The organism is Enterobacter cloacae complex sp. ECNIH7 (assembly GCF_002208095.1).
Classification (GTDB): domain Bacteria; phylum Pseudomonadota; class Gammaproteobacteria; order Enterobacterales; family Enterobacteriaceae; genus Enterobacter; species Enterobacter cloacae_M.
The window spans coordinates 2,870,533-2,894,011 of record NZ_CP017990.1 but is presented as its reverse complement, the minus strand read 5'-3'; the positions used below and the strand labels follow the sequence as shown (position 1 = coordinate 2,894,011).

Annotated in this window: 22 protein-coding genes; 19 read left to right on the top strand and 3 right to left on the bottom strand. The window is 59.7% G+C overall.

Annotation, left to right across the window (positions count from 1 at the left end; translation table 11 throughout):
• Nucleotides 1-6 precede the first annotated feature (6 nt).
• From ddpX to WM95_RS14205, 6 genes are read left to right on the top strand one after another with little or no spacing between them, the layout of a single operon-like run.
• Nucleotides 7-582 carry a D-alanyl-D-alanine dipeptidase gene (gene ddpX, locus WM95_RS14230; protein WP_023311885.1) on the top strand — a complete coding sequence of 192 codons (576 nt, stop codon included), beginning with the start codon at nt 7-9 and terminating at the stop codon, nt 580-582.
• A 15-nt stretch (nt 583-597) separates the two neighbouring features.
• Nucleotides 598-2,130, top strand: coding sequence for an ABC transporter substrate-binding protein (locus WM95_RS14225; RefSeq protein ID WP_088544813.1), 1,533 nt, complete (start codon nt 598-600; stop codon nt 2,128-2,130).
• 23 nt (nt 2,131-2,153) lie between these two features.
• A complete protein-coding gene (locus WM95_RS14220) occupies nt 2,154-3,176 on the top strand; it encodes an ABC transporter permease (RefSeq protein ID WP_033145620.1) in 1,023 nt (340 codons plus the stop codon).
• Nucleotides 3,173-4,066: a D,D-dipeptide ABC transporter permease gene (ddpC, locus tag WM95_RS14215; protein WP_063409237.1), complete on the top strand. Its 894-nt coding sequence runs from the start codon at nt 3,173-3,175 to the stop codon at nt 4,064-4,066. Before WM95_RS14220 ends, ddpC begins: the two co-directional genes overlap by 4 nt.
• Entirely contained in the window at nt 4,066-5,052 is a 987-nt protein-coding gene (locus WM95_RS14210) for an ABC transporter ATP-binding protein (RefSeq protein WP_063409236.1), read from the top strand. Before ddpC ends, WM95_RS14210 begins: the two co-directional genes overlap by 1 nt.
• Nucleotides 5,045-5,974: an oligopeptide/dipeptide ABC transporter ATP-binding protein gene (locus tag WM95_RS14205; protein ID WP_088544812.1), complete on the top strand. Its 930-nt coding sequence runs from the start codon at nt 5,045-5,047 to the stop codon at nt 5,972-5,974. Before WM95_RS14210 ends, WM95_RS14205 begins: the two co-directional genes overlap by 8 nt.
• Here the strand turns inward: WM95_RS14205 and WM95_RS14200 are convergent.
• On the bottom strand, nt 5,971-6,720 hold the full coding sequence (locus tag WM95_RS14200) for an SDR family NAD(P)-dependent oxidoreductase (RefSeq protein ID WP_023311891.1): 750 nt from the start codon (nt 6,718-6,720) through the stop codon (nt 5,971-5,973). The genes WM95_RS14205 and WM95_RS14200 overlap by 4 nt on opposite strands.
• A 133-nt stretch (nt 6,721-6,853) precedes the next feature.
• Between WM95_RS14200 and WM95_RS14195 the strand changes: the two genes are divergently transcribed.
• Complete coding sequence (locus tag WM95_RS14195) at nt 6,854-7,759, top strand: LysR family transcriptional regulator (RefSeq protein ID WP_063409234.1); 906 nt, start codon at nt 6,854-6,856, stop codon at nt 7,757-7,759.
• A 23-nt stretch (nt 7,760-7,782) separates the two neighbouring features.
• Here WM95_RS14195 and WM95_RS14190 read toward each other — a convergent pair whose 3' ends face one another.
• Nucleotides 7,783-8,211 carry an OsmC family protein gene (locus tag WM95_RS14190; protein ID WP_023311893.1) on the bottom strand — a complete coding sequence of 143 codons (429 nt, stop codon included), beginning with the start codon at nt 8,209-8,211 and terminating at the stop codon, nt 7,783-7,785.
• A gap of 115 nt (nt 8,212-8,326) precedes the next feature.
• Here WM95_RS14190 and WM95_RS14185 point away from each other — a divergent pair, with 115 nt between their 5' ends.
• On the top strand, nt 8,327-9,286 hold the full coding sequence (locus tag WM95_RS14185; protein WP_063409233.1) for a hypothetical protein: 960 nt from the start codon (nt 8,327-8,329) through the stop codon (nt 9,284-9,286).
• A gap of 7 nt (nt 9,287-9,293) precedes the next feature.
• Here WM95_RS14185 and WM95_RS14180 read toward each other — a convergent pair whose 3' ends face one another.
• Nucleotides 9,294-10,169 (bottom strand): LysR family transcriptional regulator, encoded by an 876-nt coding sequence (locus WM95_RS14180; RefSeq protein ID WP_063409232.1) that lies wholly within the window; start codon nt 10,167-10,169, stop codon nt 9,294-9,296.
• A gap of 110 nt (nt 10,170-10,279) precedes the next feature.
• Here WM95_RS14180 and WM95_RS14175 point away from each other — a divergent pair, with 110 nt between their 5' ends.
• From WM95_RS14175 to WM95_RS14120, 11 genes are all read left to right on the top strand, one after another.
• Nucleotides 10,280-11,131, top strand: a complete 852-nt coding sequence (locus WM95_RS14175) for a Vmh family MBL fold metallo-hydrolase (RefSeq protein ID WP_063409231.1) — start codon at nt 10,280-10,282, stop codon at nt 11,129-11,131.
• Between the two features lie 232 nt (nt 11,132-11,363).
• Complete coding sequence (gene bdm / locus WM95_RS14170; protein ID WP_013096534.1) at nt 11,364-11,579, top strand: biofilm-dependent modulation protein; 216 nt, start codon at nt 11,364-11,366, stop codon at nt 11,577-11,579.
• A 95-nt stretch (nt 11,580-11,674) separates the two neighbouring features.
• The gene (sra, locus tag WM95_RS14165) at nt 11,675-11,812 is read left to right on the top strand and encodes a stationary-phase-induced ribosome-associated protein (RefSeq protein WP_008501714.1); all 138 of its coding nucleotides are present in this window, start codon (nt 11,675-11,677) and stop codon (nt 11,810-11,812) included.
• Between the two features lie 176 nt (nt 11,813-11,988).
• On the top strand, nt 11,989-13,686 hold the full coding sequence (locus WM95_RS14160; protein ID WP_023311897.1) for an NAD-dependent malic enzyme: 1,698 nt from the start codon (nt 11,989-11,991) through the stop codon (nt 13,684-13,686).
• Nucleotides 13,687-14,393: 707 nt separating this feature from the next.
• Nucleotides 14,394-16,106, top strand: coding sequence for an ABC-F family ATP-binding cassette domain-containing protein (locus tag WM95_RS14150; RefSeq protein ID WP_063409230.1), 1,713 nt, complete (start codon nt 14,394-14,396; stop codon nt 16,104-16,106).
• Between the two features lie 196 nt (nt 16,107-16,302).
• Nucleotides 16,303-17,313 (top strand): alcohol dehydrogenase AdhP, encoded by a 1,011-nt coding sequence (gene adhP, locus WM95_RS14145; RefSeq protein ID WP_063409229.1) that lies wholly within the window; start codon nt 16,303-16,305, stop codon nt 17,311-17,313.
• A 149-nt stretch (nt 17,314-17,462) separates the two neighbouring features.
• Nucleotides 17,463-19,082: a TIGR04028 family ABC transporter substrate-binding protein gene (locus WM95_RS14140; RefSeq protein WP_063409228.1), complete on the top strand. Its 1,620-nt coding sequence runs from the start codon at nt 17,463-17,465 to the stop codon at nt 19,080-19,082.
• Between the two features lie 10 nt (nt 19,083-19,092).
• Nucleotides 19,093-20,037 carry an ABC transporter permease gene (locus WM95_RS14135; protein WP_063409227.1) on the top strand — a complete coding sequence of 315 codons (945 nt, stop codon included), beginning with the start codon at nt 19,093-19,095 and terminating at the stop codon, nt 20,035-20,037.
• Nucleotides 20,034-20,882: an ABC transporter permease gene (locus tag WM95_RS14130; protein ID WP_063409226.1), complete on the top strand. Its 849-nt coding sequence runs from the start codon at nt 20,034-20,036 to the stop codon at nt 20,880-20,882. Before WM95_RS14135 ends, WM95_RS14130 begins: the two co-directional genes overlap by 4 nt.
• Nucleotides 20,882-22,489, top strand: coding sequence for a dipeptide ABC transporter ATP-binding protein (locus tag WM95_RS14125; protein WP_063409225.1), 1,608 nt, complete (start codon nt 20,882-20,884; stop codon nt 22,487-22,489). The genes WM95_RS14130 and WM95_RS14125 overlap by 1 nt, the downstream gene beginning before the upstream one ends.
• Complete coding sequence (locus WM95_RS14120) at nt 22,486-23,475, top strand: putative FMN-dependent luciferase-like monooxygenase (RefSeq protein WP_063409224.1); 990 nt, start codon at nt 22,486-22,488, stop codon at nt 23,473-23,475. The genes WM95_RS14125 and WM95_RS14120 overlap by 4 nt, the downstream gene beginning before the upstream one ends.
• The last annotated feature ends 4 nt before the right edge of the window (nt 23,476-23,479 follow it).

Sequence of the window (23,479 nt, the reverse complement as noted above, 5' to 3'; positions counted from 1 at the left end):
GGAGCTATGCCCGAAGAGAGTGAACTGATTGATGTGGCGAAGACGTTTCCCACGCTGCATATCGATCTGAAGTACGCCACCGCCGACAACATCACCGGCCGTCCGATCTATCAGGAGGCGCTGTGCCTGCTGCATACCGACGCGGCCACCGCGCTGGCAAAAGCCATCAGCATTGCCTCGCTGGCCGGGCTGAAGCTGGTGGTCTACGACGCCTATCGGCCGCAGCAGGCGCAGGCCCAGCTGTGGGATGCCTGCCCGAACCCGGAATACGTGGTCGACGTGGCGATTGGCTCCAATCACAGCCGCGGTACGGCCATCGACGTCACCCTGATGGATGAACATAACGCCGTGCTGGATATGGGTGCCGGTTTTGACGAAATGCACGACCGCTCGCATCCGTATCACCCTTCCGTGCCGCCGCACGCCCAGCGCAACCGTCTGCTGTTGAACGCCATCATGTTCGGCGGTGGTTTTGTCGGTATCAGCAGCGAATGGTGGCACTTCGAACTGCCGAACGCCGCCAGCTACCCGCTGCTTGACGACCGTTTTGCCTGTTTTCCCCTGACGCACACTTCTCTTTAAACCTGGAGCACTGCCATGAAAACATCGCTTGTTTCGACCCTGATCGCCGCCACGCTGGCCCTGAGCGCCCCGCTGGCGCTGGCTGCCGTTCCGAAAGACATGCTGGCGATCGGTAAAGCCGCCGCCCCGCAAACGCTCGATCCTGCCATCACCATTGATAACAACGACTGGACCGTCACCTATCCGTCCTACCAGCGTCTGGTCAAGTACAAGCCGGGCTCTACCGAGGTGGAAGGCGATCTGTCGACGGGCTGGAAAGCTTCCGACGACCAGAAAGAGTGGACCTTTACCCTGGCGGATAACGCCAAATTTTCCGACGGCACGCCGGTCACCGCCGAGGCGGTCAAACTCTCCTTTGAGCGCCTGCTGAAGCTCGGCCAGGGGCCGTCTGAAGCCTTCCCGAAAGACCTGAAAATTGATGCCGTCGATGACCATACGGTGAAGTTCACCCTCAGCCAGCCCTTCGCGCCTTTCCTCTACACGCTGGCAAACGACGGGGCGTCCATCATTAACCCGGCGGTGCTGAAGGCCAATGCCGCAGACGATGCGCGCGGTTTTCTGGCGCAAAACACCGCCGGTTCCGGGCCGTTTATGCTGAAAAGCTGGCAGAAAGGCCAGCAGCTGATCCTGATCCCTAACCCTCACTGGCAGGGTGAAAAGCCGCACTTTAAGCGCGTTTCGGTGAAAATTATCGGTGAGAGCGCCTCGCGCCGACTGCAGCTTTCCCGCGGCGATCTGGACATTGCCGACTCCCTGCCGGTCGATCAGCTCGCAGCGCTGAAGCAGGAAGGCAAAGTCGCCGTCGCGGAATACCCGTCCCTGCGCGTGACTTACCTCTATCTCAACAACGGTAAAGCGCCGCTCAATCAGGTGGATTTACGCCGGGCCATCTCCTGGGCGACGGATTACCAGGGGATGGTGAAAGGCATTCTGAGCGGCAACGGCAAGCAGATGCGCGGCCCGATCCCGGAAGGCATGTGGGGCTTTGACGCCACGGCAATGCAGTACAGCTTTGACGAGGCCAAAGCCAAAGCGGCGCTGGAGAAGGTCAAAGACAAACCCGCCAGCCTGACCTTCCTCTACTCGGACAACGATCCGAACTGGGAGCCTATCACCCTCTCCACTCAGGCCAGCCTCGGCAAGATCGGTATTAACGTCAAGCTGGAAAAACTGGCCAATGCGACCATGCGCGACCGCGTCGGAAAAGGCGATTACGACATTGCCATCGGCAACTGGAGCCCGGACTTTGCTGACCCGTACATGTTCATGAACTACTGGTTCGAATCGGACAAAAAAGGGCTGCCGGGCAACCGTTCGTTCTATGAGAACAAAGAGGTCGATTCCCTGCTGCAGGCCGCGCTGAAAACCACCGACCAGGCAGAACGCACCAAAGATTACCAGCAGGCACAGAAGGTGGTTATCGACGAGGCGGCCTACGTTTATCTGTTCCAGAAAAACTACCAGCTGGCGATGAACAAAGAGGTCAAAGGCTTCACCTTTAATCCGATGCTCGAGCAGGTGTTCAACATCGCCACCATGAGCAAATAACGGTTCTCGCCGGGGGAAAGCGTATGACGTTCTGGAGCATAGTGCGCCAGCGCTGCTGGGGGTTAATCCTGGTGGTGGCCGGTGTCTGTATTATCACCTTTATTATTTCACACCTGATCCCCGGCGATCCGGCCCGTCTGCTGGCCGGCGACCGCGCCAGCGACGAAATCGTGCAGAACATCCGCCAGCAGCTAGGGCTGGACCAGCCCCTGTATGTTCAGTTTGGCCGCTACGTGGACGCTCTGGCCCATGGTGATTTAGGCACGTCCATCCGTACCGGACGCCCGGTCGCGGAAGACCTGAAGGCCTTTTTCCCTGCCACGCTGGAGCTGGCCTTTTGTTCTCTGCTGCTGGCGCTCGTCATCGGCGTGCCTCTGGGGATTTTGTCCGCGGTGTACCGCAACCGCTGGCTGGATCACCTGGTGCGTTTAATGGCGATGACCGGGATCTCCACGCCGGCCTTCTGGCTTGGGCTGGGCGTCATCGTGCTGTTCTACGGGCACCTGCAGATCCTCCCGGGCGGCGGCAGGCTGGACGACTGGCTCGATCCGCCGACGCACGTCACCGGCTTTTATCTGCTGGACGCGCTGCTGGAGGGCAACGGTGAGGTCTTTTTCAACGCGCTTCAGCACCTGATTTTACCCTCGCTGACGCTGGCGTTTGTTCACCTGGGGATCGTGGCGCGCCAGGTCCGTTCGGCGATGCTGGAGCAGCTCAGCGAGGACTACATCCGCACCGCGCGCGCCAGCGGACTGCCCGGCTGGTACATCGTCCTGCGCTACGCTCTGCCGAATGCGATGATCCCGTCCATTACCGTGCTCGGGCTGGCGCTGGGCGATCTGCTTTACGGCGCCGTGCTGACCGAAACCGTCTTTGCCTGGCCGGGCATGGGCGCCTGGGTGGTGACGTCCATTCAGGCGCTCGATTTCCCTGCCGTGATGGGCTTTGCCGTCGTCGTTTCGCTGGCCTACGTGCTGGTTAATCTGGTGGTCGATCTGCTTTACCTGTGGATTGACCCGCGAATCGGGCGCGGAGGTGCCGAATGATGTTAACGCAGGAAACGCCCGCCCCGGCTAAAACCGCCGGACAACGCATCAACTGGGCAAAGCTGTTCTGGATGCTGCGTCAAAGCCCGCTCACGATCGTTGGCGGCGTCATTATGATTGCGATGCTCTTTCTGATGGTGGCTTCGCCGTGGATCGTGCCGCATGACCCGAACGCGCTGGATCTGACTGCCCGCCTGCAGGCGCCGTCTGCACAACACTGGTTTGGTACCGATGAGGTGGGACGCGACCTGTTCAGCCGCGTGCTGACGGGCAGCCAGCAGTCGATTACCGCCGGGCTGGCGGTGGTGGCGATTGCGGGCGGCATTGGCTCACTGCTGGGCTGTTTTTCCGGCGTGCTGGGCGGGCGCGGCGACGCCATCATCATGCGGGTGATGGATATCATGCTCTCCATTCCCTCCCTGGTGCTGACCATGGCGCTGGCCGCCGCGCTCGGGCCGAGCCTGTTCAACGCCATGCTGGCGATTGCGATTGTCCGCATCCCGTTTTACGTCCGCCTGGCGCGCGGGCAAACCCTGGTGGTGCGCCAGTTTACCTACGTTCAGGCCGCCCGCACGTTTGGCGCGTCCCGCTGGCATTTGATCCGCTGGCATATCCTGCGCAACGCCCTTCCGCCGCTGATTGTGCAGGCTTCGCTGGACATCGGCAGCGCCATTCTGATGGCCGCCACGCTGGGGTTTATCGGCCTGGGCGCGCAGCAGCCGACCGCCGAATGGGGCGCGATGGTGGCCGTTGGCCGTAACTACGTCCTGGACCAGTGGTGGTACTGCGCCTTTCCCGGTGCAGCAATTTTGATTACCGCCGTAGGCTTTAACCTGTTTGGCGACGGTATCCGCGATCTGCTGGATCCGAAATCGGGAGGAAAACAGTGATGACCGAACCGGTATTACGTATTGAGGACCTGCACCTGAGCTTCCCGATTTTTCGCGGTGAGGTCCACGCGCTGAACCACGTCTCGCTGGAGATCGGCAGGGGCGAAATCGTCGGCGTGGTGGGCGAGTCGGGATCGGGTAAATCCGTGACCGCCATGCTCGCCATGCGGCTGTTGCCGGAAGGGAGCTACCGCATTCATAACGGACAGGTGAAGTTACTCGGCGAAAACGTCCTGACGGCGTCCGAGAAACAGCTTCGCCAGTGGCGCGGTGCACGAGTGGCGATGATTTTTCAGGAGCCGATGACCGCCCTCAACCCGACGCGGCGGATTGGCAAACAGATGGTGGAGGTGATCCGCCAGCATCAGCCGCTTTCGCGGCGCGAGGCGCAGCAGAAGGCGATTGCCCTGCTGGAAGAGATGCAAATCCCGGACGCGAAGCAGGTCATGGAGCGTTATCCGTTTGAACTCTCCGGCGGCATGCGCCAGCGGGTGATGATCGCCCTTGCCTTCTCCTGCGAGCCGGAGCTGATCATCGCCGACGAGCCGACCACCGCGCTGGACGTTACCGTCCAGCTCCAGGTGCTGCGCCTGCTGAAGCACAAGGCGCGGGCCAGCGGGACCTCGGTGTTGTTTATCAGCCACGATATGGCCGTGGTGTCGCAGCTCTGCGACAGGATGTACGTGATGTATGCCGGGAGCGTGATCGAGAGCGGTGCCACGCAAACGCTGATCCACCGACCCGTGCATCCCTACTCCATCGGCCTTCTGCGGTGCGCGCCGGAAAACGGCCAGCCGCGCGACCTGCTTCCCGCCATCCCCGGCACGGTGCCCAACCTCAGCCAGCTTCCGCCGGGATGCGCTTTCCGCGAGCGCTGCTTTGCCGCCGGGGCGAAATGCAGCGAAACGCCGCGCTTACAGCCCAACGGTGCAGAGGGCCAACAGGCTGCCTGCTGGTATCCACAACGGGAGAAACACCATGTCTGATGTACTGCTGGAACTGGATAGCGTGCACGTGAACTTTGCGGCGCGCAAAAACTGGCTGGGCCGCGTGACGGAACAGGTCCATGCCCTCAATGGGCTCGATCTGCAGATCCGCCGGGGGGAAACGCTGGGCATTGTCGGTGAATCCGGCTGCGGGAAAAGCACGCTGGCCCAGCTGCTGATGGGCATGCTTACGCCCAGCACCGGCGCCTGCCAGCGGGCGCACCACGCGGGCGGCATGCAGATGGTGTTTCAGGATCCGCTCTCGTCGCTCGACCCGCGATTGCCGGTCTGGCGCATCATCACCGAGCCGGTGTGGGTGCAAAAACGCAGCAGCGAGCGCGAGCGCCGTCAGCTGGCGGAGGATCTGGCGCTGCAGGTGGGCATTCGCCCGGAATACCTCGACAGGCTTCCGCACGCCTTCTCCGGCGGGCAGCGCCAGCGCATCGCCATCGCCCGGGCGCTCTCGTCCGATCCCGATATTATCGTGCTTGATGAACCCACCAGCGCGCTGGATATCTCCGTGCAGGCGCAAATCCTCAACCTGCTGGTGAACCTGCAACAGCAGCGTAATCTGACCTACGTGTTAATCTCGCATAACGTCTCGGTGGTCAGGCACATGAGCGACCGGGTGGCGGTGATGTACCTCGGGCAGATTGTGGAGCTGGGCAGCGCCGCGCAGGTGCTTGGCGAGCCGCGCCATCCCTATACCCGTCTGCTGCTCGACTCGGTTCCCCGCACCGGTGAACCGCTGGATGAAAATCTGGCGTTACGCAAAACGGAGCTTCCCGGCAACCGTCACATGCCCGAGGGCTGTTTTTTCCGCGACCGTTGTCCGATAGCAACGCAGGGGTGTGAACGTCCCCAGCCGCTACAGCCCTCACGCGAGGGCCGTAACGTCCGCTGCTGGCGCAGTCTGGATTAGATTTGCGCCATTCCGCCGTCCACAAACAGCTCGATGGCGTTAATAAAGCTGGCCGCGTCGGAGGCCAGAAACGCCACCGCTTTACCCACCTCGCCCGGCGCGCCTAAACGCCCCAGCGGTACCTGGGCGGCCAGCGCGTCGTACAGCCCCTGACGGTGTTCTTCCGGCACCAGATCGCCGAGACCTGGCGTTTTGATCGGGCCCGGGCTCACCACGTTGACGCGGATCCCGCGGCCCTGCAAATCCAGCGCCCAGGAGCGGGCAAAGTTGCGCACGGCGGCCTTGCTGGCGCTGTAGACGCTGAAGTTGGCCGTCCCTTTAACGGAGACCGTCGAGCCGGTCAGAATAATCGACGATCCGGCGGAGAGCAGCGGCAGCGCCTTCTGCACCGTGAACAGCACTCCGCGGACGTTGGTGCCGAAAATCCGGTCAAACTGCTCTTCGGTGATCGCGCCCAGCGGCAGCATATCGCCGCCACCGGCATTGGCGAACAGGATATCAAGACGGCCTTCATCTTTGGCTATCCGGGCATAAACCTCATCCAGATCGGCAAGCTTTGAAACGTCCGCGCGAATGCCCACGGCGTCAGAAGCAATCTCTGCTACCGCGGCGTCCAGTTCGGCCTGACGACGACCGGTGATGTACACCTTCGCGCCCTGCGCCGCCAGCTCCTGCGCCGTGGCAAGACCAATACCGGTGCTGCCGCCGGTGACCAGTGCGATTTTTCCTGAGAGAGTCGTGTTCATGTCATTTACCTTTTGTTGGGTTTGTGGTGCGCGCTTTCGCTCGCGTTGGACAAACTTTAGCCCTTGCGGCATTAGTGAAAAATGGGCAAAAATGAAAATGACTATTCACATACAGAAATAATTCGAGGTCATCATGGACCAGCTCATGGCGATGCGCGCCTTTACGCGGGTCGTGGAGTCCGGCAGCTTTACCCGCGCGGCGGACTCGCTGAATATGCCGATCGCCACGCTGAGCAAGCTGGTCAAATCGCTTGAGTCGCACCTGGAGATACGCCTTCTGCACCGGACCACTCGCCGGGTGGTCGCGACGCCTGAAGGGATGGAATACTATGAAAAAGCGCTCAGGGTGCTGATTGATATCGAAGATATCGACACCTCGTTTCGCGTTTCCCGCGCGACGCCAAAAGGGCATTTGCGGGTTGACGTGGGCGGCTCCACCGCCCGGGACGTGCTCATTCCCCTGCTTCCGGAATTTATGCAGCGCTACCCTGAGATCCGCATCGACCTTGGCGTGGCCGACCGGCCGGTCGATCTCATCAGCGGTAACGTAGACTGCGTGATTCGCGGCGGTCCGCTGGACGACTCAACTCTCATCGCCCGTCATCTCGGTAACGCCGAAATGGTCACCTGCGCGACGCCGGGTTACCTGAAAAATCACGGCGTCCCGGCCTATCCGCAGGAGCTGTGCAACGGCCACAAGCTGATTAGCTATCTCTCGCCCGTAACCGGACGGCCGTTTCCGTTTCGCTTCCGGCAGAACGGCGAGGCGCTGGAAATCAACATTCCGCACTATCTCGGCGTCAATGAAAGTAATGCCCATCTGGCGGCTGCCGCGGCGGGGCTGGGGATCGTTCAAACCTTTGAGTATTCGGCAAAGGCGTATTTGCAGGCGGGAACTCTGGCGGCTATCCTGGGCGGCTGGCGCCCTGCCGCCTATCCGTTTCATGTGGTTTACCCGCAGAACCGGCATTTGACGCACAGGCTGAAGGTATTTATCGCCTGGCTGGCGGAGGTGTTCCCCGCCGCGCTGAAGGGATAGCCGGGCGCAAACCCGGCTGCGGTTTAATTAAGCTTATAGTCCAGCGTAATCTCAGCTTTCAGGAGCTGCGAGACCGGACAGCCCGCTTTTGCTTTCTGAATAATGCCGTCGAACTGCTGCGGGGCGATGCCTGGAACGGTCACCTTGCTTTTCAGGGCAACCTTAGTGATGGCAAAGCCGCCGTCGGTTTTATCCAGAGAGACGTCCGCCGTGGTATCAATGGAATCGGCGGTATAACCCGCTTCGCCGAGCATCAGCGACAGCGCCATTGAGAAGCAGGCCGCATGTGCCGCGCCAATCAGCTCTTCGGGGTTGGTCCCCTTTTCGCCCTCAAAGCGGGTATTGAAACCATAAGGCTGCTGATTGAGAACGCCGCTCTCGGTGGAAACCGTTCCTTTTCCGCGCTTAATGTCGCCAGACCAGTGTGCCGAACCGTGCTTATGAATAGTCATTCTTGCTCTCCTTTTGGCTTACAAAGGGTTAAGTATAGACTACGCATCTGCCCCACCCTGGAACACAGACAATTCCGGGACTTTCACCTGCTGTACCGACAAAAAGGATAATGATATGGCGCTAAAAATCAGGATGGCCGTTGCCGTCACCACGCTGGCTCTGTCGCTCTCTTCACTGGCGAAAACGCCGGAGAACTTTATCTATACCAGCTCTGGCGATCTCGACGCGGCGTTTCCGCTCGTTGCGCGAAACGATATCGGCGGCGTGCAGATCGTTTACAACTGGCGCCTGCTGGAACCCGAGAAGGACAGCTATGACTTCTCGCGGATTGAACAGGATCTGGCGCGCGTTGAGGCCGCCGGAAAAAAGCTCTTTATTCAAATCCAGGATCGTTTCTTTGAGCCGGACGCCCGCTACGTTCCGGACTATCTGATGCACGACACGCAGTACGGTGGCGGGATTGCGCCGCAGTTCGATAACCCCGGCGAAGGCAAGCCGGTCGGTTCAGGGTGGGTGGCGCGTCAGTGGGATCCTGCCGTGCGCCAGCGCTACCAGGCGCTGCTGGCCGCCCTCGCGAAACGCTTTGATGGAAAGGTGTATGGGGTAAATCTGCCCGAAACCGCCATTGATATCGACGAAAAAAATCCGCCCGCCGGATTTACCTGCGACAGCTATTTCGCGGGTGAAATGGAAAACCTGGCCTTTGCGCGAAAGGCTTTTCAGAAATCACGCGTGGTGCAGTACGTGAACTTCTGGCCGTGCGAATGGGATAATGACCACAACTACATGGGGCGACTGTTTGCGTATGCCGGCGCCAACAATATCGGCCTGGGTGGGCCGGACATTGTTCCCAACCGCAAGGCACACATGAAGAATGCCTATCCCTTCTTCCATAAAAATAAACAGACGCTGCCGCTCATCGCCATGGCGGTTCAGGAACCGACCCTGACCTATAAGAATCCTCAGACCGGAAAACCGTTCACCAAAGCGGAATTTGTCCGCTTCGGCGAAAGTTATCTCGGTGCCGATATTATTTTCTGGAGCACGACGTCTCCCTGGCTAAAGGCGAAGTAATACCTTCTTATGCCAGGTAGCGCGACAGTTCGTCAAGGAACACGCGCAGCGCGGCAGGCTGGTATTCCCGGGACTGATAAATGCCATGGATGGCAAGCGGTTTCGGCTCAAGCGCCTCCAGCACCGGCACCAGCAACCCCTGTTCCAGCGCGGCAGACGCTTCGCGCTCCGGCAGCATGGCAATACCGCAGTGCTTGATCGCCGCGTCCATCAACAGTGAAGAGATGCTGGCGCTCAGGTTGCCGCTGACGGCCACGCTCAGGCTTTCCCCTTCCGGCGTCAGGAAGTGCCAGGACTGCCCGGCAAAAAAGCTGTAGTGCAGACAGTTGTGCTGCGCTAATTCTTCAGGGCTGACGGGGATACCGTGCTGTGCCAGATACGCCGGCGAGGCGCAGAGCACCGAGCGACATTCCCCCAGCCGGCGGGCAATCATGCCGGGTTCGGGGTTGTCGGTAATGCGCACGGCGACATCAATGCGCTCTCCCACCAGGCTGACCGGGTGGTTGTTCACGTCCAGCTCAATGCGCAGCTGCGGGTAGCGCGAGAGCAGCTCAGGCAGGACCGGCGCAATCAGGTGCATGGCGGTAAAATGGGCGCAGGCCACCCGCAGCGTGCCGGACGGCAGATCTTTCTCCGACTGGCCCTCGATTTCCTGCGAAATCTGCGAGAGCGTCCGCGTTTTTTGCAGCACCTTTTCCCCTGCCGCGGTCAGCGTCAGCTTGCGCGTGGAGCGGTTTACCAGCCGCGTCCCCGCCCACTTCTCCATTTGTTCAAGGTAGCGGCTCACCATCGGTCGGGAAATGCCCAACGCGCGGGCCGCCGCGCTCAAACTGCCCAGCTCGCATATCCGGTTGTAGACCTGAGCGGCGATAACGCGATCCATAAAAGCTCCATTTGCTCGATTTATGAAACTAAGCATGTCTTGTTTCAGGAATTCTGGCAAATGCGAATATCCGTACAATAGACACATTCCTGAACAACAGAGACAACAGCATGAAATTCACTCATCTTGCCCTGCTTTCCACCCTTTTCACTCCAGCTGTTTTTGCCGCGCCGTTAACCATTGATACCTGGAACCCGCAGGAAAAAGGCATTTTCCCGGTCTCCTCCACGCTGGTTTCCGGTCCGAAAGAGGCGGTGCTGTTTGACGCGCAGTTCAGCGTGAAGGATGGCGAAGCGCTGGTAGAAAAAATCCGCCGCAGCGGTAAAACCCTGAATAAGATTGTGATCACCTCCGGCGATCCGGATTTCTATTTTGGCCTGCAGCCGCTGGTCAAAGCCTTCCCGAATGCCAAAGTGGTGGCCACGCAGCATGTGGTTGACCATATTAAAGCCACCAAAGATGCCAAGCTCGCCTTCTGGGGGCCGCAGATGAAGGACGGCGCGCCAACGGAGCTGGTTGTCCCGCAGGTTCTTGCCTCCACCACGTTCATGGTTGACGGGGAAAAGGTCGATATCGAGCAGTCAGACAGCTACGCGGCCTATGTGTGGATCCCCTCAGCAAAAACGATCCTCGGCGGCACCGGGGTAGCCTGGGGCATTCACGTCTGGACGGCAGACACCCAGACGCCGGAAAGCCGCAAGCAGTGGCAGGAAACGCTGGAGCATATGGCCGCGCACAAACCCGAGCGCGTGATCCCGGGCCACTACCTGGGCACCCCACCAGCGGGCACTGGCGCGATTGATTTTACCCGCGACTATCTGCAGCGCTTTGAAAAGGCTTTAGCCGCGCATAAAGATTCCGCAGGCGTTATCAATACCCTGAAAAAACAGTATCCGGGCCTGGCTGATGAAAGCTCGCTGGAATTAAGCGCCAAAGTGAATACTGGCGAAATGAAGTGGTAATTTAAAAACGGCTCCTGCTATATTTCCGCGATAGCAGGAGCCCCGCCAAAATATCCCCGCCGTTACCCGTCGATATAGCCACACCTTTTAAAAGTGCATAAAAGCATGCACTTATGTCATTTTTATTTCTAAGATGAATCTGAACCACAACCGGGAAAATATTTGCCATTCTGTTTATGAATTAAATTTTTTGCGAGCCGTACCATTAAACAGACAACGACACGGAGGCAGCATGTTTACTTATTACCCGGCAAATACCGCAGCAGCACAACCTGAACTCGTTAACGCGATTGCGCAGGGTCTTCACGCCGAGCACGGTGCTGTGACTGAAGATGACATTTTGATGGAACTAACCAAATGGGTGGAATCCACGGATAATGACATCCTCAGTGACATCTACCAGCAGACTATTAACTACGTCGTCAGCGGGCAAAACGCACCCTTGTAAAAACCTGCTAAGCTGGATCTGCAACCTAAGGGGTTACATTTCGTTTGCGTAAGCAAACTGGTCCTTAAAACTATCAACAGGATTGAGGAGTTAACATGAAATCGAACCGTCAGGCACGCCATATTCTGGGACTGAACTACAAGCTTTCAAATCAGCGTAAAGTGGTGATTGAAGGCGACCACGAAACGCAGGTCACGCACGCCACCGGCAGAAAACGCCACGCCGGCAAGTAAGTTCCAGACTGAGATCCAGAACACCATCGGTAATCCCGATGGTGTTTTTGTTTATGTGTTGCGGTAATTAATATTTAGCTCCTTTATAATACCGCCTGACCGCACCCCATCGCACAGGCCAGAAAGATGACAAACAGCAGTGTCAGGGACGGATCTTCATAAAAAGAGTGAGTGACATGGACAACAAACTGAAAAAACATCGTTCCTTATACATCCCATACGCCGGACCGGTTTTACTCGAATTCCCCCTGCTCAACAAAGGCAGTGCCTTCAGCATGGAAGAGCGCAGCAGCTTTAACCTGCTGGGTTTACTGCCCGAAGTGGTTGAAACCATTGAAGAACAGGCGGAGCGCGCGTGGATCCAGTATCAGGGTTTCAAAACCGAAATCGACAAGCACATCTACCTGCGCAACATTCAGGACACCAATGAAACCCTCTTCTATCGCCTGGTGCAGAACCATCTCGAAGAGATGATGCCGGTGATCTACACCCCGACGGTGGGTGCGGCCTGCGAGCGTTTCTCAGAGATCTACCGTCGTTCACGCGGAGTTTTCATCTCCTATCAGAACCGCCACAACATGGACGATATTCTGCAGAACGTGCCGAACCACAATATCAAAGTGATTGTGGTGACCGACGGCGAACGTATTCTCGGCCTCGGCGACCAGGGCATTGGCGGGATGGGGATCCCAATCGGTAAGCTCTCTCTCTACACCGCCTGCGGCGGCATCAGCCCGGCGTATACCCTGCCGGTGGTGCTGGACGTCGGGACCAACAACCAGCAGCTGCTCAACGATCCGCTCTATATGGGCTGGCGCCATCCGCGCATTACCGACGACGAGTACTATCAGTTTGTCGACGACTTCATCCAGGCCGTGAAGCACCGCTGGCCGGACGTTCTGCTGCAGTTTGAAGACTTCGCGCAGAAAAACGCGATGCCGCTGCTGAACCGCTATCGCGATGAGATCTGCTCTTTTAACGACGACATCCAGGGCACCGCAGCCGTGACCGTGGGTACGCTTATCGCCGCCAGCCGCGCAGCCGGCAGCCAGCTGAGCTACCAGAAAATCGTCTTCCTGGGCGCAGGCTCTGCGGGCTGTGGCATCGCCGAGCAGATCATCGCCCAGACGCAGCGCGAAGGCTTAAGCGAAGAGCTGGCCCGCTCCCGCGTCTTTATGGTTGACCGTTTCGGCCTGCTGACCGACGCTATGCCGAACCTGCTGCCGTTCCAGAACAAGCTGGTGCAGAAGCGCGAGAACCTGAAAAACTGGGATACCGACAACGAAGTCCTTTCCCTGCTGGACGTGGTGCGCAACGTGAAGCCGGATATTCTGATCGGCGTTTCCGGGCAAACCGGCCTCTTCACCGAAGAGATCATTCGCGAGATGCACAAGCACTGCGAACGCCCTATCGTGATGCCGCTTTCCAACCCGACCTCCCGCGTGGAAGCGACGCCGCAGGACATCATCGCCTGGACCGAAGGTAACGCGCTGGTCGCCACCGGCAGCCCGTTCGACCCGGTGGTATGGAAGGATAAAACCTATCCGATCGCCCAGTGCAACAACTCTTACATCTTCCCGGGCATTGGTCTGGGCGTGATCGCCTCCGGCGCGTCCCGCATTACCGATGAGATGCTGATGTCGGCGAGCGAAACACTCGCGGGCTACTCGCCGCTGGTCAACAACGGTGAAGGGCTGGTGCTGCCGGAGCTGAAGGACATTCACAAGGTGTCGCGCGCTATCGCGTTTGCGGTGGGTAAAATGGCGCAGCAGCAGGGCGTGGCGGTGAAAACCTCTGCCGACGCGCTGCAGCAGGCCATCGACGACAACTTCTGGAAGCCTGAATACCGCAGCTATCGCCGTACCTCGATTTAATTCTGCCTTCCGACCATTCCCTCTCCCTTTGGGAGAGGGAACCACAGTAATTTCTCTACCCGAAGCGATGGATCTTGCTTCCGGAAAATAGATGACTTACAGCGATACCCTGGTCCGGCTGTAAATCGCTGAGGCGTTTCCTGCAGGCCGGGGCGAGGCGCAGGGATGCGCCGAGAGGGCGGGCTTTACATGGACGTTGCCTCCGCCCGTCCCCGATAAGCCGGAAGGAATAAGCCGAGGGCACCGCGAAGCGGCGATTTACCGCCGGGAGCACGGGTCGCCAGGGTGGTGGCGACTGAGCCACCCTGGCACGTTCACAGGTCATGTCGTTACAGAGTAGCAAGGAACATAAAGTGAACGGAATGACCACTACAGCCGTATGTTCCCCTCACCCTAACCCTCTCCCAAAGGGAGAGGGAATTAGATTCGCCCCCCACTAGCCAAACCCCTTTTCCCCCGCTACACTCCCTTCATCCATTAACCTACTGAATATATAAGGAGGCCAATTATGCTGTACTGTGAAATTTTCAATGTTTCACATACATTTGGTGATCGCACCAGCTCAAGCGTTATCGGTATCGTGCTGCGATAACTTCTGCTTGAGCGAAGACACCAACCCCTGAAATCCCTTCTCTCGGGCTTACTGAGTTATCGTCAGCGATGTTTGACGAGGCATAAACATGCCTGTAACTCTTGGGTAAGCAACAATGAGCACTTTACTCACTGCACAATCTTTACGCGTTGATACGGCGTTTGGCACGCTCTTCGACTCACTCTCCTTTACGCTGAAAAAAGGCGACCGCATTGGCCTGCTGGGCGACAACGGCTGCGGCAAAAGCACGCTGCTGAAGGTGCTGGACGGCACTGACTCCCCCGCCGCCGGCACGGTCGCGCTGGCCGGGCACTGCCTGATGGCGCGCGTGGAGCAACATCTCCCGGACGCCATTTTCCCGCTGACCATGCTGGATGCCGTGCTCGCACAGCTGCCTTTAGCCGAGCGCGACAGCCTGCGCTGGAAAGCCGAAACGCTGCTGGCAGGCATGGGCTTCACGCCTCAGGATATGGCGCTGCAATCCGCCACGCTGAGCGGCGGGCAGCACACCCGCCTGCTGCTGGCGCGGGCGCTGATTCACGACCCGGATCTGCTCCTGCTCGATGAACCCAGCAACCACCTTGATTTGCCGACCATGCTCTGGCTGGAACACTTTCTGCAGAACTGGTCAGGCAGCTTCGTGCTGGTCTCCCATGACCGACAGCTGCTGGATGCCGTCACCAACGGCAGCTGGATCCTGCGCGATAAAACGCTGCACTACTTCGCCCTTCCCTGCACGGCCGCCCGCAAGGCGCTTGAAGCGAAGGATGAAAGCGACGCGCAGCGCCACAAGGCGGAGCAAAAGGAGATCGACCGCGTGACCGCCAGCGCGAAGCGGCTGGCGACCTGGGGCAAGGTTTACGACAACGAAGACCTGGCCCGCAAAGCCAAACAGATGGAAAAACAGGTCGAACGGCTGAAGGAGAGCCAGACGTCGCTCACGGCAGGCAGGCAGTGGACGTTAACCCTGCGCGGCGACGCGCTGCGGGCCGACCGTCTGCTGGAGATGGAAAACCTCAGCGTCCCGCCTGCGCCCGGGCTACCGCCGCTGTTTAACATCGAAATGGCGCGGCTAAAAAGCGGCGATCGCGTGGCGATTGTCGGTCGTAACGGCTGCGGCAAATCGTCGCTGATGAGGCTTATCTGGCAACAGTTTGCCGATGAGTCCGCAGACAGCGGGTTGAAAATCCATCCGCGCGTGTCGCCAGGCTATTACGACCAGACGCTTCATCAGCTGCCGGACAACGCCACGCTGCTCGACGCGCTGGAGCCTTTCGCACCGGATCCGCAGAACCGCAAAATGGCGCTGATAGGCGCGGGTTTCCCGTGGTCGCGTCACGGGCAAACGGTCAGCACGCTCAGCGGTGGCGAACGCTCGCGCCTGCTGTTCGTTGGCCTGACGCTTGCCCGCTATAGCCTGCTGATGCTGGATGAGCCGACCAACCACCTCGACATGGAAGGCAAAGAGGCGCTGGCGCAAACCCTTCAGCAGTTTGAAGGCGGCGTGCTGCTGGTCAGCCACGACCGTCAGTTAATTAGCCAAAGCTGCAACCGTTTCTGGCTGATTGAAGAGGGAAAGCTGAGCGAGTGGCACGATGCAGAAGCGGTGTTTGAGCGCCTGCGTGAAAGCGCGGGGCTGGCGACATCCACCGCGCCCGTCATCGATACTGCGGCGGTTCAACCCTCGCCGTATGACGATCTGCTCGAACGGCTGGTCGCGCTGGAAACGCTGCTGGAAGACGATCTGGCGCGTAAGCCGAAGCATCAAAAGCCGCATCTGCAGGCGCAATGGCGTAAAGAGATAGAGGAGATAGAGGCACAGCTGTAAGTCTGCGCCCGGCGAGTCTCTCGTCGGGCCAGTATTTTCCCCCTAAATTATTAGAGGAACGCCGTATTCTTATTCTGAAAATGGATTAAATAATGACATTATGTTGCCGTTGCCTTGCATTACAGCGCCAAACCACTAATCCTTGAGGAGTATTACACCTGCTATGCAGATACTCATCATGAACAAGGAGATACACATGAAGGCTGCTGTTGTCACTCAGGATCATCAGGTCAATGTCACCGAAAAAACCTTACGCCCGCTAAAGCACGGGGAGGCCCTGCTGAAGATGGAATGCTGTGGCGTATGCCATACCGACCTCCACGTGAAGAACGGTGATTTTGGCGATAAAACCGGGGTTATCCTGGGCCACGAAGGGATTGGTATCGTAAAAGAAGTCGGCCCCGGCGTGAAGTCGCTGAAAGTCGGCGATCGCGCAAGCGTGGCCTGGTTTTTTGAAGGCTGCGGCCACTGCGAATACTGTAATACCGGCAACGAAACCCTGTGCCGCGACGTGAAAAACGCCGGTTACTCCGTTGACGGCGGCATGGCGGAAGAGTGCATCGTCACCGCGGATTACGCCGTAAAAGTGCCAGACGGTCTGGAATCCGCTGCGGCCAGCAGCATCACCTGCGCCGGCGTCACCACCTATAAAGCGGTGAAGGTGTCGGGTATTAAACCGGGCCAGTGGATCGCAATCTATGGTCTGGGCGGTCTGGGCAACCTTGCGCTGCAGTACGCCAAAAACGTCTTTAACGCCAAAGTCATCGCTCTCGACGTTAACGACGAACAGCTGAAGCTGGCGGCCAGCATGGGTGCGGATTTAACCATCAACTCCCGCAGCGAAGACGCCGCGAAAATTGTGCAGGAGAAAACCGGCGGCGCGCATGCAGCAGTCGTTACTGCCGTCGCAAAAGCCGCATTCAACTCAGCCGTTGACGCCGTGCGTGCCGGTGGCCGCGTGGTCGCGGTTGGCCTGCCGCCGGAAGCGATGAGCCTCGACATTCCGCGTCTGGTGCTGGACGGCATCCAGGTGGTAGGTTCCCTGGTCGGCACCCGTCAGGATCTGCTGGAAGCCTTCCAGTTCGCCGCAGAAGGTAAGGTGGTGCCGAAAGTCACGATGCGTCCAATCGAGGACATCAACGCCATCTTTAAAGAGATGGAACAGGGCCAGATCCGCGGCCGTATGGTGATCGACCTACGTTCATAATCGTTCATTTTTCATTACCGCTCCTCGCTGGGGCGGTTTTTTTATAGCCATTTTCCGGCAATCCTTATCTTAATTCCTTTGTTCCCTTGTTTTCCCCCGCGCCCGATGATGAATCCGACGCTAACAAGAAGATAACAAAGGAATTCACCATGCAAACCCCATTTCGTCTGCCGCTGCTGACGGCGCTGATTCTGGCGACAACCGCAGCCTGGGCAGCAGATGCGCCCGTCAAAGGCGGCACGCTGATTTATCTGGAGCAACAGGCGCACACCAACCTCTATCCGCCTGCCGGTGGCTTTTACCCGAACGGCGGCATTCTGAATCAAATCACCGACAAACTGACATGGCAGAACCCAAAGACGCTGCAGGTCGAACCCTGGGTGGCCGAAAGCTGGACCACCAACGCCGATAAAACCGAATACACCTTTAAGCTTCGTCCCGGCATCACCTTCTCCGACGGCACGCCGCTGGACGCGAACGCCGTGGCGAAAAACTTTGATACCTACGGTTCAGGCAATAAGGCGCAGCGCCTGCCGGTGTCAGAAGTGATTAATAACTACGATCGCAGCGAAGTCATCGACCCGCTGACCGTGAAGTTCTACTTCAAAAAACCGTCGCCGGGGTTCCTGCAGGGCACCGCCACCATTGGCTCGGGTCTGGTCTCGCTCAGCACGCTGAAGCGCAACTTCGAAGAGCTGGGAGATGCCCGCCACATCATCGGTTCCGGCCCGTTTGTGGTGAAGGACGAGAAGCTGGGTCGTGAAGTGACGCTCGAAGCCCGCAAAGACTACCAGTGGGGACCGAAAAACCTGGAGCAGCAGGGGCCCGCTAATCTCGACGGCATCAAGTTTATCGTGACCCAGGAAGACAGCGTGCGCGTCGGCGCCCTGCTGGCGGGTCAGGCCGACTTTATTCGCCAGGTGCAGGCGTATGACGAAAAGCAGGCGACAGATCAGGGCTATAAGATCTACGCCGCCCCGACCCGCGGGGTGAACGACAGCATCAGCTTCCGCCCGGATAACCCGCTGGTCGCCGACGTTCGCGTTCGCCAGGCGCTGCTGCATGCCACCAATGCAAAACAGGTGGTCGAGACCCTCTTCTCGGCCAACTATCCGCAGGCGAAGTCCGTGATTGCCGGTTCCGCCGCAGGCTTTGTCGATCTCAGCGACAAATTGACCTTTGACCCGGCAAAAGCCAACCAGCTGCTGGACGAGGCGGGCTGGAAAGCAGGCGGCGACGGGATCCGCGCCAAAGACGGCCAGCGTCTGGCGCTGACGGTGTATGAATCCCTGCCGCAGCCGCAGAACAAAGAGGTTCTGCAGCTGGTTGCCCAGCAGTGGCGACAGGTGGGCGTGGCGCTGAGCGTCAAAGCCGGAGACGCAGGCAGCCGCACGCTGGATAACCTTGATCCGCTGAAAACCCCGTTAACCGTCTCCGAAGTGGGCCGCGCCGATCCGGACGTGGTGAAAAGCATGTTCTACCCGGCTAACCGCGACGCGCTGCTGCAAAAAGGCGGATCCAGCGACAAGGTCAAAAACTTCCGTGACGACAGGCTGAATGAACTGCTGGTGAACATTTCGGCTGAGGTCGACCCGCAAAAACGCCTGCAGCTGGCGGGGGACGCGCAGCGCTACCTGCTGGATAACGCCTACGTCATTCCGATTTTCGAGGAGCCGCAGGTCTTTGCCGGTGCGCCATGGCTGAAAGGCGTGAATTTCGAAGCGGTTGGCCGCCCGTCGTTCTACGGCGCGTGGATTGAGAAACACTGAGGAGCTGACGATGCGCCACGCACTTCTTCAACGTTTAGGGCACGGGCTGCTGGTACTGTGGGCCGCCTTTACCCTCTCGTTCGTGTTGCTCCAGGTGCTGCCGGGCGACGCGGTGCTGATTAAATTTCAGAACCCGGACCTGGGCTTAAGCCCGGCGCAAATCGAGGAGATGCGCGTGGCCTACGGCGCGGACAGCCCGCTGTGGCAGCAATATGGCCACACGCTGCTGGCGATGCTGCGCGGGGATTTCGGCTATTCGCTACAGGCCGGCGTGCCGGTCAGCGAGCTGATTGCCAGCAATCTGCCGGATACCCTGAGCCTCGCCCTGCCCGCGTTTGTGCTCGCGGTCCTGCTGGCCTTTGCGCTGGCCTTTGCATCACGTCTGCCGGGTCTGCGCTGGCTGAGCAATACCCTTCAGTCTCTGCCGGTCCTGTTTATCTCCTTACCGACGTTCTGGCTGGGGATTGCCCTCATCCAGCTTTTTTCTTTTCAGCTGCGGCTGATCCCGGTGATTAACCCGACGCCGCTGCAGGGGCTGCTCCTGCCGATCGTGACCGTCGCGATCCCGATCTCCGCCCCGCTGGCGCAAATTCTGATGCGCAGCCTGGACCAGGTGGCGACGCAGCCATTTGTCGCCGTCGCCCGTGCCAAAGGGCTGAGTGAAACCGCCGTCCTGTGGCGTCACGTGACCGGCAACGCCCTGCTGCCGGTCCTGAACATTGCCGGGCTGCTGCTGGGCGAGCTGATTGCCGGGGCGCTGATCACCGAAACCGTTTTTGGCCGCAGCGGGCTCGGGCAGCTGACCCAGCAGGCGGTGAATAATCAGGACATCGCCGTGCTTCAGGCGGTGGTTATGATTTCCGCCCTCGGTTTTGTCCTGATCAATCTGCTGGTGGATCTGCTGATGCCGCTGCTGGATCCCCGTCTGCAAACCGTTACCGGAGGTGCATCATGAGTCTGGTCGATTACGCGGCCGCCGCGCGAAAACGCGTTCCAGCGTGGCAGGGAGTGGAATGGCAGCCGGGGCTATGGCTGGCATGGGCGGTGATTATTTTAGCCGCTTTTGCCGCCGTGGCACCCGGCCTGTTAACCCACTTCAGCCCGATTGAGGGCATCGCCGGGGCACAGCGCCTGGCACCGCAGGCGGGACACTGGCTCGGGACCGATCAGCTTGGCCGGGATGTTTATACGCGTATTGTTTATGGCGCGTCACACTCCCTGAGCGCGGCGCTGGCCGCCGTGACGATGGGTCTGCTGGTGGGTACCGGCTTAGGGGTGATTGCCGGGGCGTTCGCCGGACGCGTCGAGTCTCTGCTGATGCGCTTCGTCGACGTGCTGCTGTCCATCCCGTCTCTGCTGCTCTCGCTGACGGTGATTATTCTGCTCGGGTTTGGCACCGTTAACGCCGCGATTGCCGTAGGCGTTGCCTCCATTGCCAGCTTCGCCCGCCTCGCGCGCGGTGAAGTGGTGCGCATCCGCCACACGGATTACGTCGAGGCGGCGTTCGGCAGCGGCGGGACGTTTTTCGCCGTGCTGTGGCGACACATCCTGCCCAACGCGTTAACCGCCGTCCTCGCCTTTGCCACGCTGCAGTTTGGTCAGGCCATCCTGGCGCTCTCCACGCTGAGCTTTCTCGGCTACGGCACCCCGCCGCCGGTGCCGGAATGGGGCTTACTGATTGCCGAAGGCCGTAACTATCTCTCTACCGCCTGGTGGCTCACCACCTTCCCCGGCGTCGTCGTCATCGCCGTGGTGCTGGCCACCAACCGCATCAGCCAACAGTTCAGCGGAGGTCGCTAATGACCGTGCTCTCAGTGGAAAATTTGACGATCAGCTACCGTACCGCGCGCCAGTGGCGAGAGGTGGTGCATAACGTCAGCTTCACGCTCGGACGAGGGGAAATGCTGGCGTTTGTCGGCGAATCCGGGTCCGGCAAGACGACCACGGCGCAGGCGATCATTGGCCTGCTGGCCGATAACGCCCGGCGCGATGCGGGAAAGATATCGCTCAACGGCGAGGAGATTAGCCGATGGTCCGCAAAGCGTCTCGATACCCTTCGCGGGGCGCGAATTAGCCTGGTGCCGCAGGATCCGGGTAATTCGCTCAACCCGGTGAAAACCATCGGTGTGCAGGTCGGAGAAATTATTCAGCTACACCAGAAGGTGACCCGCGCCGAGCGCGACGAGCAGGTGCTCGCCCTGCTGACAAAGGTCGGCCTGAGCCACCCCGAACAGCGCATGACGCAGTATCCCCATCAGCTCTCCGGCGGGATGAAACAGCGCGTGCTGATTGCCATCGCCATTGCCCTGCGTCCGGACGTGATCGTTGCCGATGAGCCCACCAGCGCGCTGGATGTGACGGTGCAAAAACGTATTCTCGATCTGCTGGATATCCTGCGCCGGGAATCGGGTACCGCCGTTCTGTTTGTCACCCACGATCTGGCGCTGGCCGCACAGCGCGCGGACAGGCTGCTGGTGTTTCGCGATGGCGAGGTTCAGGAACAGGGTAACACCGCCGATATCGTCCGCACGCCGCAGCACGCCTACACCCGTCAGCTGTTGAGCGATCTCCAGGGCCAGCGCCTGACCATCGCCCCGGTGGCCGGTCGCCCGCTCGCGTCCCCGGCCATTCGCGCCCGCGGCATCAGCAAGCAATTCTCCCTGGGCAAAGGTCATCAGTTTCAGGCGCTGGATCGGGTAACGTTTGACGTCAGGCGCGGCAGCACGCATGCGCTGGTCGGTGAATCCGGCTCCGGGAAAACCACCCTCGCCCGTATTTTGCTGGGTTTTGAACAGGCCGACAGCGGACAGGTCATCATTGATGATATTGATGCCACCGCGCTCAGCCGCGAGGCACGCCGTCAGCTGCGCCAGAAGATCCAGTTTGTCTACCAGAACCCGTTTGCCTCTCTCGACCCGCGTCAGACGCTGTTTGACATCATCGAGGAGCCCCTGAAGAACTTTTCTCGCCTCGGTAAGGCGCAGCGAAAGCTCCGGGTGGAGACGGTGGCTCAGCGGGTTGCCCTGCCCGTCGAACTCCTGAGCCGCACCGCCCGGGAGCTTTCAGGCGGACAGCGGCAGCGCGTTGCCATCGCCCGGGCGCTGATCCTGGAACCGACCATTCTGGTGCTGGACGAAGCCACCTCCGCGCTGGACGTCACCGTGCAGGCGCAGATTCTGGCTCTGCTTCAGCAGCTGCAGCAGCAGCTGGGATTGACCTACCTCTTTATCACGCACGATCTGTCTACCGTCCGCCGGCTCGCCCACAGCGTCACGGTGCTGCGCAGCGGTCAGGTGGTCGAACAGGGCGATGTCGGAACCTTATTCGCCTCGCCGCAGAACGACTATACCCGCGAGCTGATTGACGCCATTCCCCATTTTTCACCCGCCACGGAGGAGTTCGCATGACGCGAAAACGCCTGGGATTTTTCACCCGCCTGCTTGACGACGCTACGCCGAAGGAGCGCTATCGTCTGGCAACTGAACAGATCCGCCACGCCGAACGCCACGGTTTTGACAGCGCCTGGATTGCCCAGCACCACTTCCACGAAAGTGAAGGCGGCCTGCCGTCGCCGCTGCTGTTTCTGGCGCACGTAGCCGCGCATACCGAAACCATCCGACTGGGCACGGCCATCATCACCCTGCCGATGGAAAACCCGCTGCGCGTCGCGGAAGATGCCGCCGTGCTCGATTTACTCGCCGATGGCCGTCTTGAGGTCGGCTTTGGTTCGGGCGGCACACCGACCTCATTTCTGCCGTTCGGCCTGACGTTTGAGGAGCGCGGCGCGGCCTTTGCTGACCATTTGCATGTGATCCAGAGCGCCTGGCGCGGGGATTCGCTCACCCATCCGGATAACCACCTTTACCCGCCTGCGCCGCAGCTTGCCGACCGTATCTGGATTGCCACCTTCTCTGTTGACGGTGCCGTTCGCGCCGCCCGGGTCGGACACGGTTTAATGCTCTCCCGCACGCAGCCGCGCCCGGCAGATCGGCTGGATTTAACGCTCGACGAGATCCAGAACCCGATTGTGGATGCCTACCTCGATGCGCTGCCTGAGGGCATCGCACCGCGCATTCTGGCCTCCCGTACGGCGTTCGTCGCCGACAGCGACGACTATGCGCTCAGGGTCGCGACGCCGGGCCTCACGAAACAGGCCCAGCAGCATCGCGCTGCCGGGCACGTGGTTAAAGGTGACAACGTCACCGATTATCGCCGCCAGTTTGACGCCCATATTGGTTCGCCCGATACGGTGCTGAATTCTCTGAATGCTGACTCCATTCTCAGGCGCGCCACGGATATCTCATTCCAGGTCCATTCGGTCGAACCCACGCATCGCGACACGCTGCGGTCCATCGAACTGATCGCCGAACGTATTGCCCCCCACATCCTTTGAGGAG

Coding starts and splice junctions, on each gene's coding strand:
- ddpX (WP_023311885.1), top strand. CDS start 7: ATGCCCGAAGAGAGTGAACTGATTGATGTGGCGAAGACGTTTCCCACG.
- WM95_RS14225 (WP_088544813.1), top strand. CDS start 598: ATGAAAACATCGCTTGTTTCGACCCTGATCGCCGCCACGCTGGCCCTG.
- WM95_RS14220 (WP_033145620.1), top strand. CDS start 2,154: ATGACGTTCTGGAGCATAGTGCGCCAGCGCTGCTGGGGGTTAATCCTG.
- ddpC (WP_063409237.1), top strand. CDS start 3,173: ATGATGTTAACGCAGGAAACGCCCGCCCCGGCTAAAACCGCCGGACAA.
- WM95_RS14210 (WP_063409236.1), top strand. CDS start 4,066: ATGACCGAACCGGTATTACGTATTGAGGACCTGCACCTGAGCTTCCCG.
- WM95_RS14205 (WP_088544812.1), top strand. CDS start 5,045: ATGTCTGATGTACTGCTGGAACTGGATAGCGTGCACGTGAACTTTGCG.
- WM95_RS14200 (WP_023311891.1), bottom strand. CDS start 6,720: ATGAACACGACTCTCTCAGGAAAAATCGCACTGGTCACCGGCGGCAGC.
- WM95_RS14195 (WP_063409234.1), top strand. CDS start 6,854: ATGGACCAGCTCATGGCGATGCGCGCCTTTACGCGGGTCGTGGAGTCC.
- WM95_RS14190 (WP_023311893.1), bottom strand. CDS start 8,211: ATGACTATTCATAAGCACGGTTCGGCACACTGGTCTGGCGACATTAAG.
- WM95_RS14185 (WP_063409233.1), top strand. CDS start 8,327: ATGGCGCTAAAAATCAGGATGGCCGTTGCCGTCACCACGCTGGCTCTG.
- WM95_RS14180 (WP_063409232.1), bottom strand. CDS start 10,169: ATGGATCGCGTTATCGCCGCTCAGGTCTACAACCGGATATGCGAGCTG.
- WM95_RS14175 (WP_063409231.1), top strand. CDS start 10,280: ATGAAATTCACTCATCTTGCCCTGCTTTCCACCCTTTTCACTCCAGCT.
- bdm (WP_013096534.1), top strand. CDS start 11,364: ATGTTTACTTATTACCCGGCAAATACCGCAGCAGCACAACCTGAACTC.
- sra (WP_008501714.1), top strand. CDS start 11,675: ATGAAATCGAACCGTCAGGCACGCCATATTCTGGGACTGAACTACAAG.
- WM95_RS14160 (WP_023311897.1), top strand. CDS start 11,989: ATGGACAACAAACTGAAAAAACATCGTTCCTTATACATCCCATACGCC.
- WM95_RS14150 (WP_063409230.1), top strand. CDS start 14,394: ATGAGCACTTTACTCACTGCACAATCTTTACGCGTTGATACGGCGTTT.
- adhP (WP_063409229.1), top strand. CDS start 16,303: ATGAAGGCTGCTGTTGTCACTCAGGATCATCAGGTCAATGTCACCGAA.
- WM95_RS14140 (WP_063409228.1), top strand. CDS start 17,463: ATGCAAACCCCATTTCGTCTGCCGCTGCTGACGGCGCTGATTCTGGCG.
- WM95_RS14135 (WP_063409227.1), top strand. CDS start 19,093: ATGCGCCACGCACTTCTTCAACGTTTAGGGCACGGGCTGCTGGTACTG.
- WM95_RS14130 (WP_063409226.1), top strand. CDS start 20,034: ATGAGTCTGGTCGATTACGCGGCCGCCGCGCGAAAACGCGTTCCAGCG.
- WM95_RS14125 (WP_063409225.1), top strand. CDS start 20,882: ATGACCGTGCTCTCAGTGGAAAATTTGACGATCAGCTACCGTACCGCG.
- WM95_RS14120 (WP_063409224.1), top strand. CDS start 22,486: ATGACGCGAAAACGCCTGGGATTTTTCACCCGCCTGCTTGACGACGCT.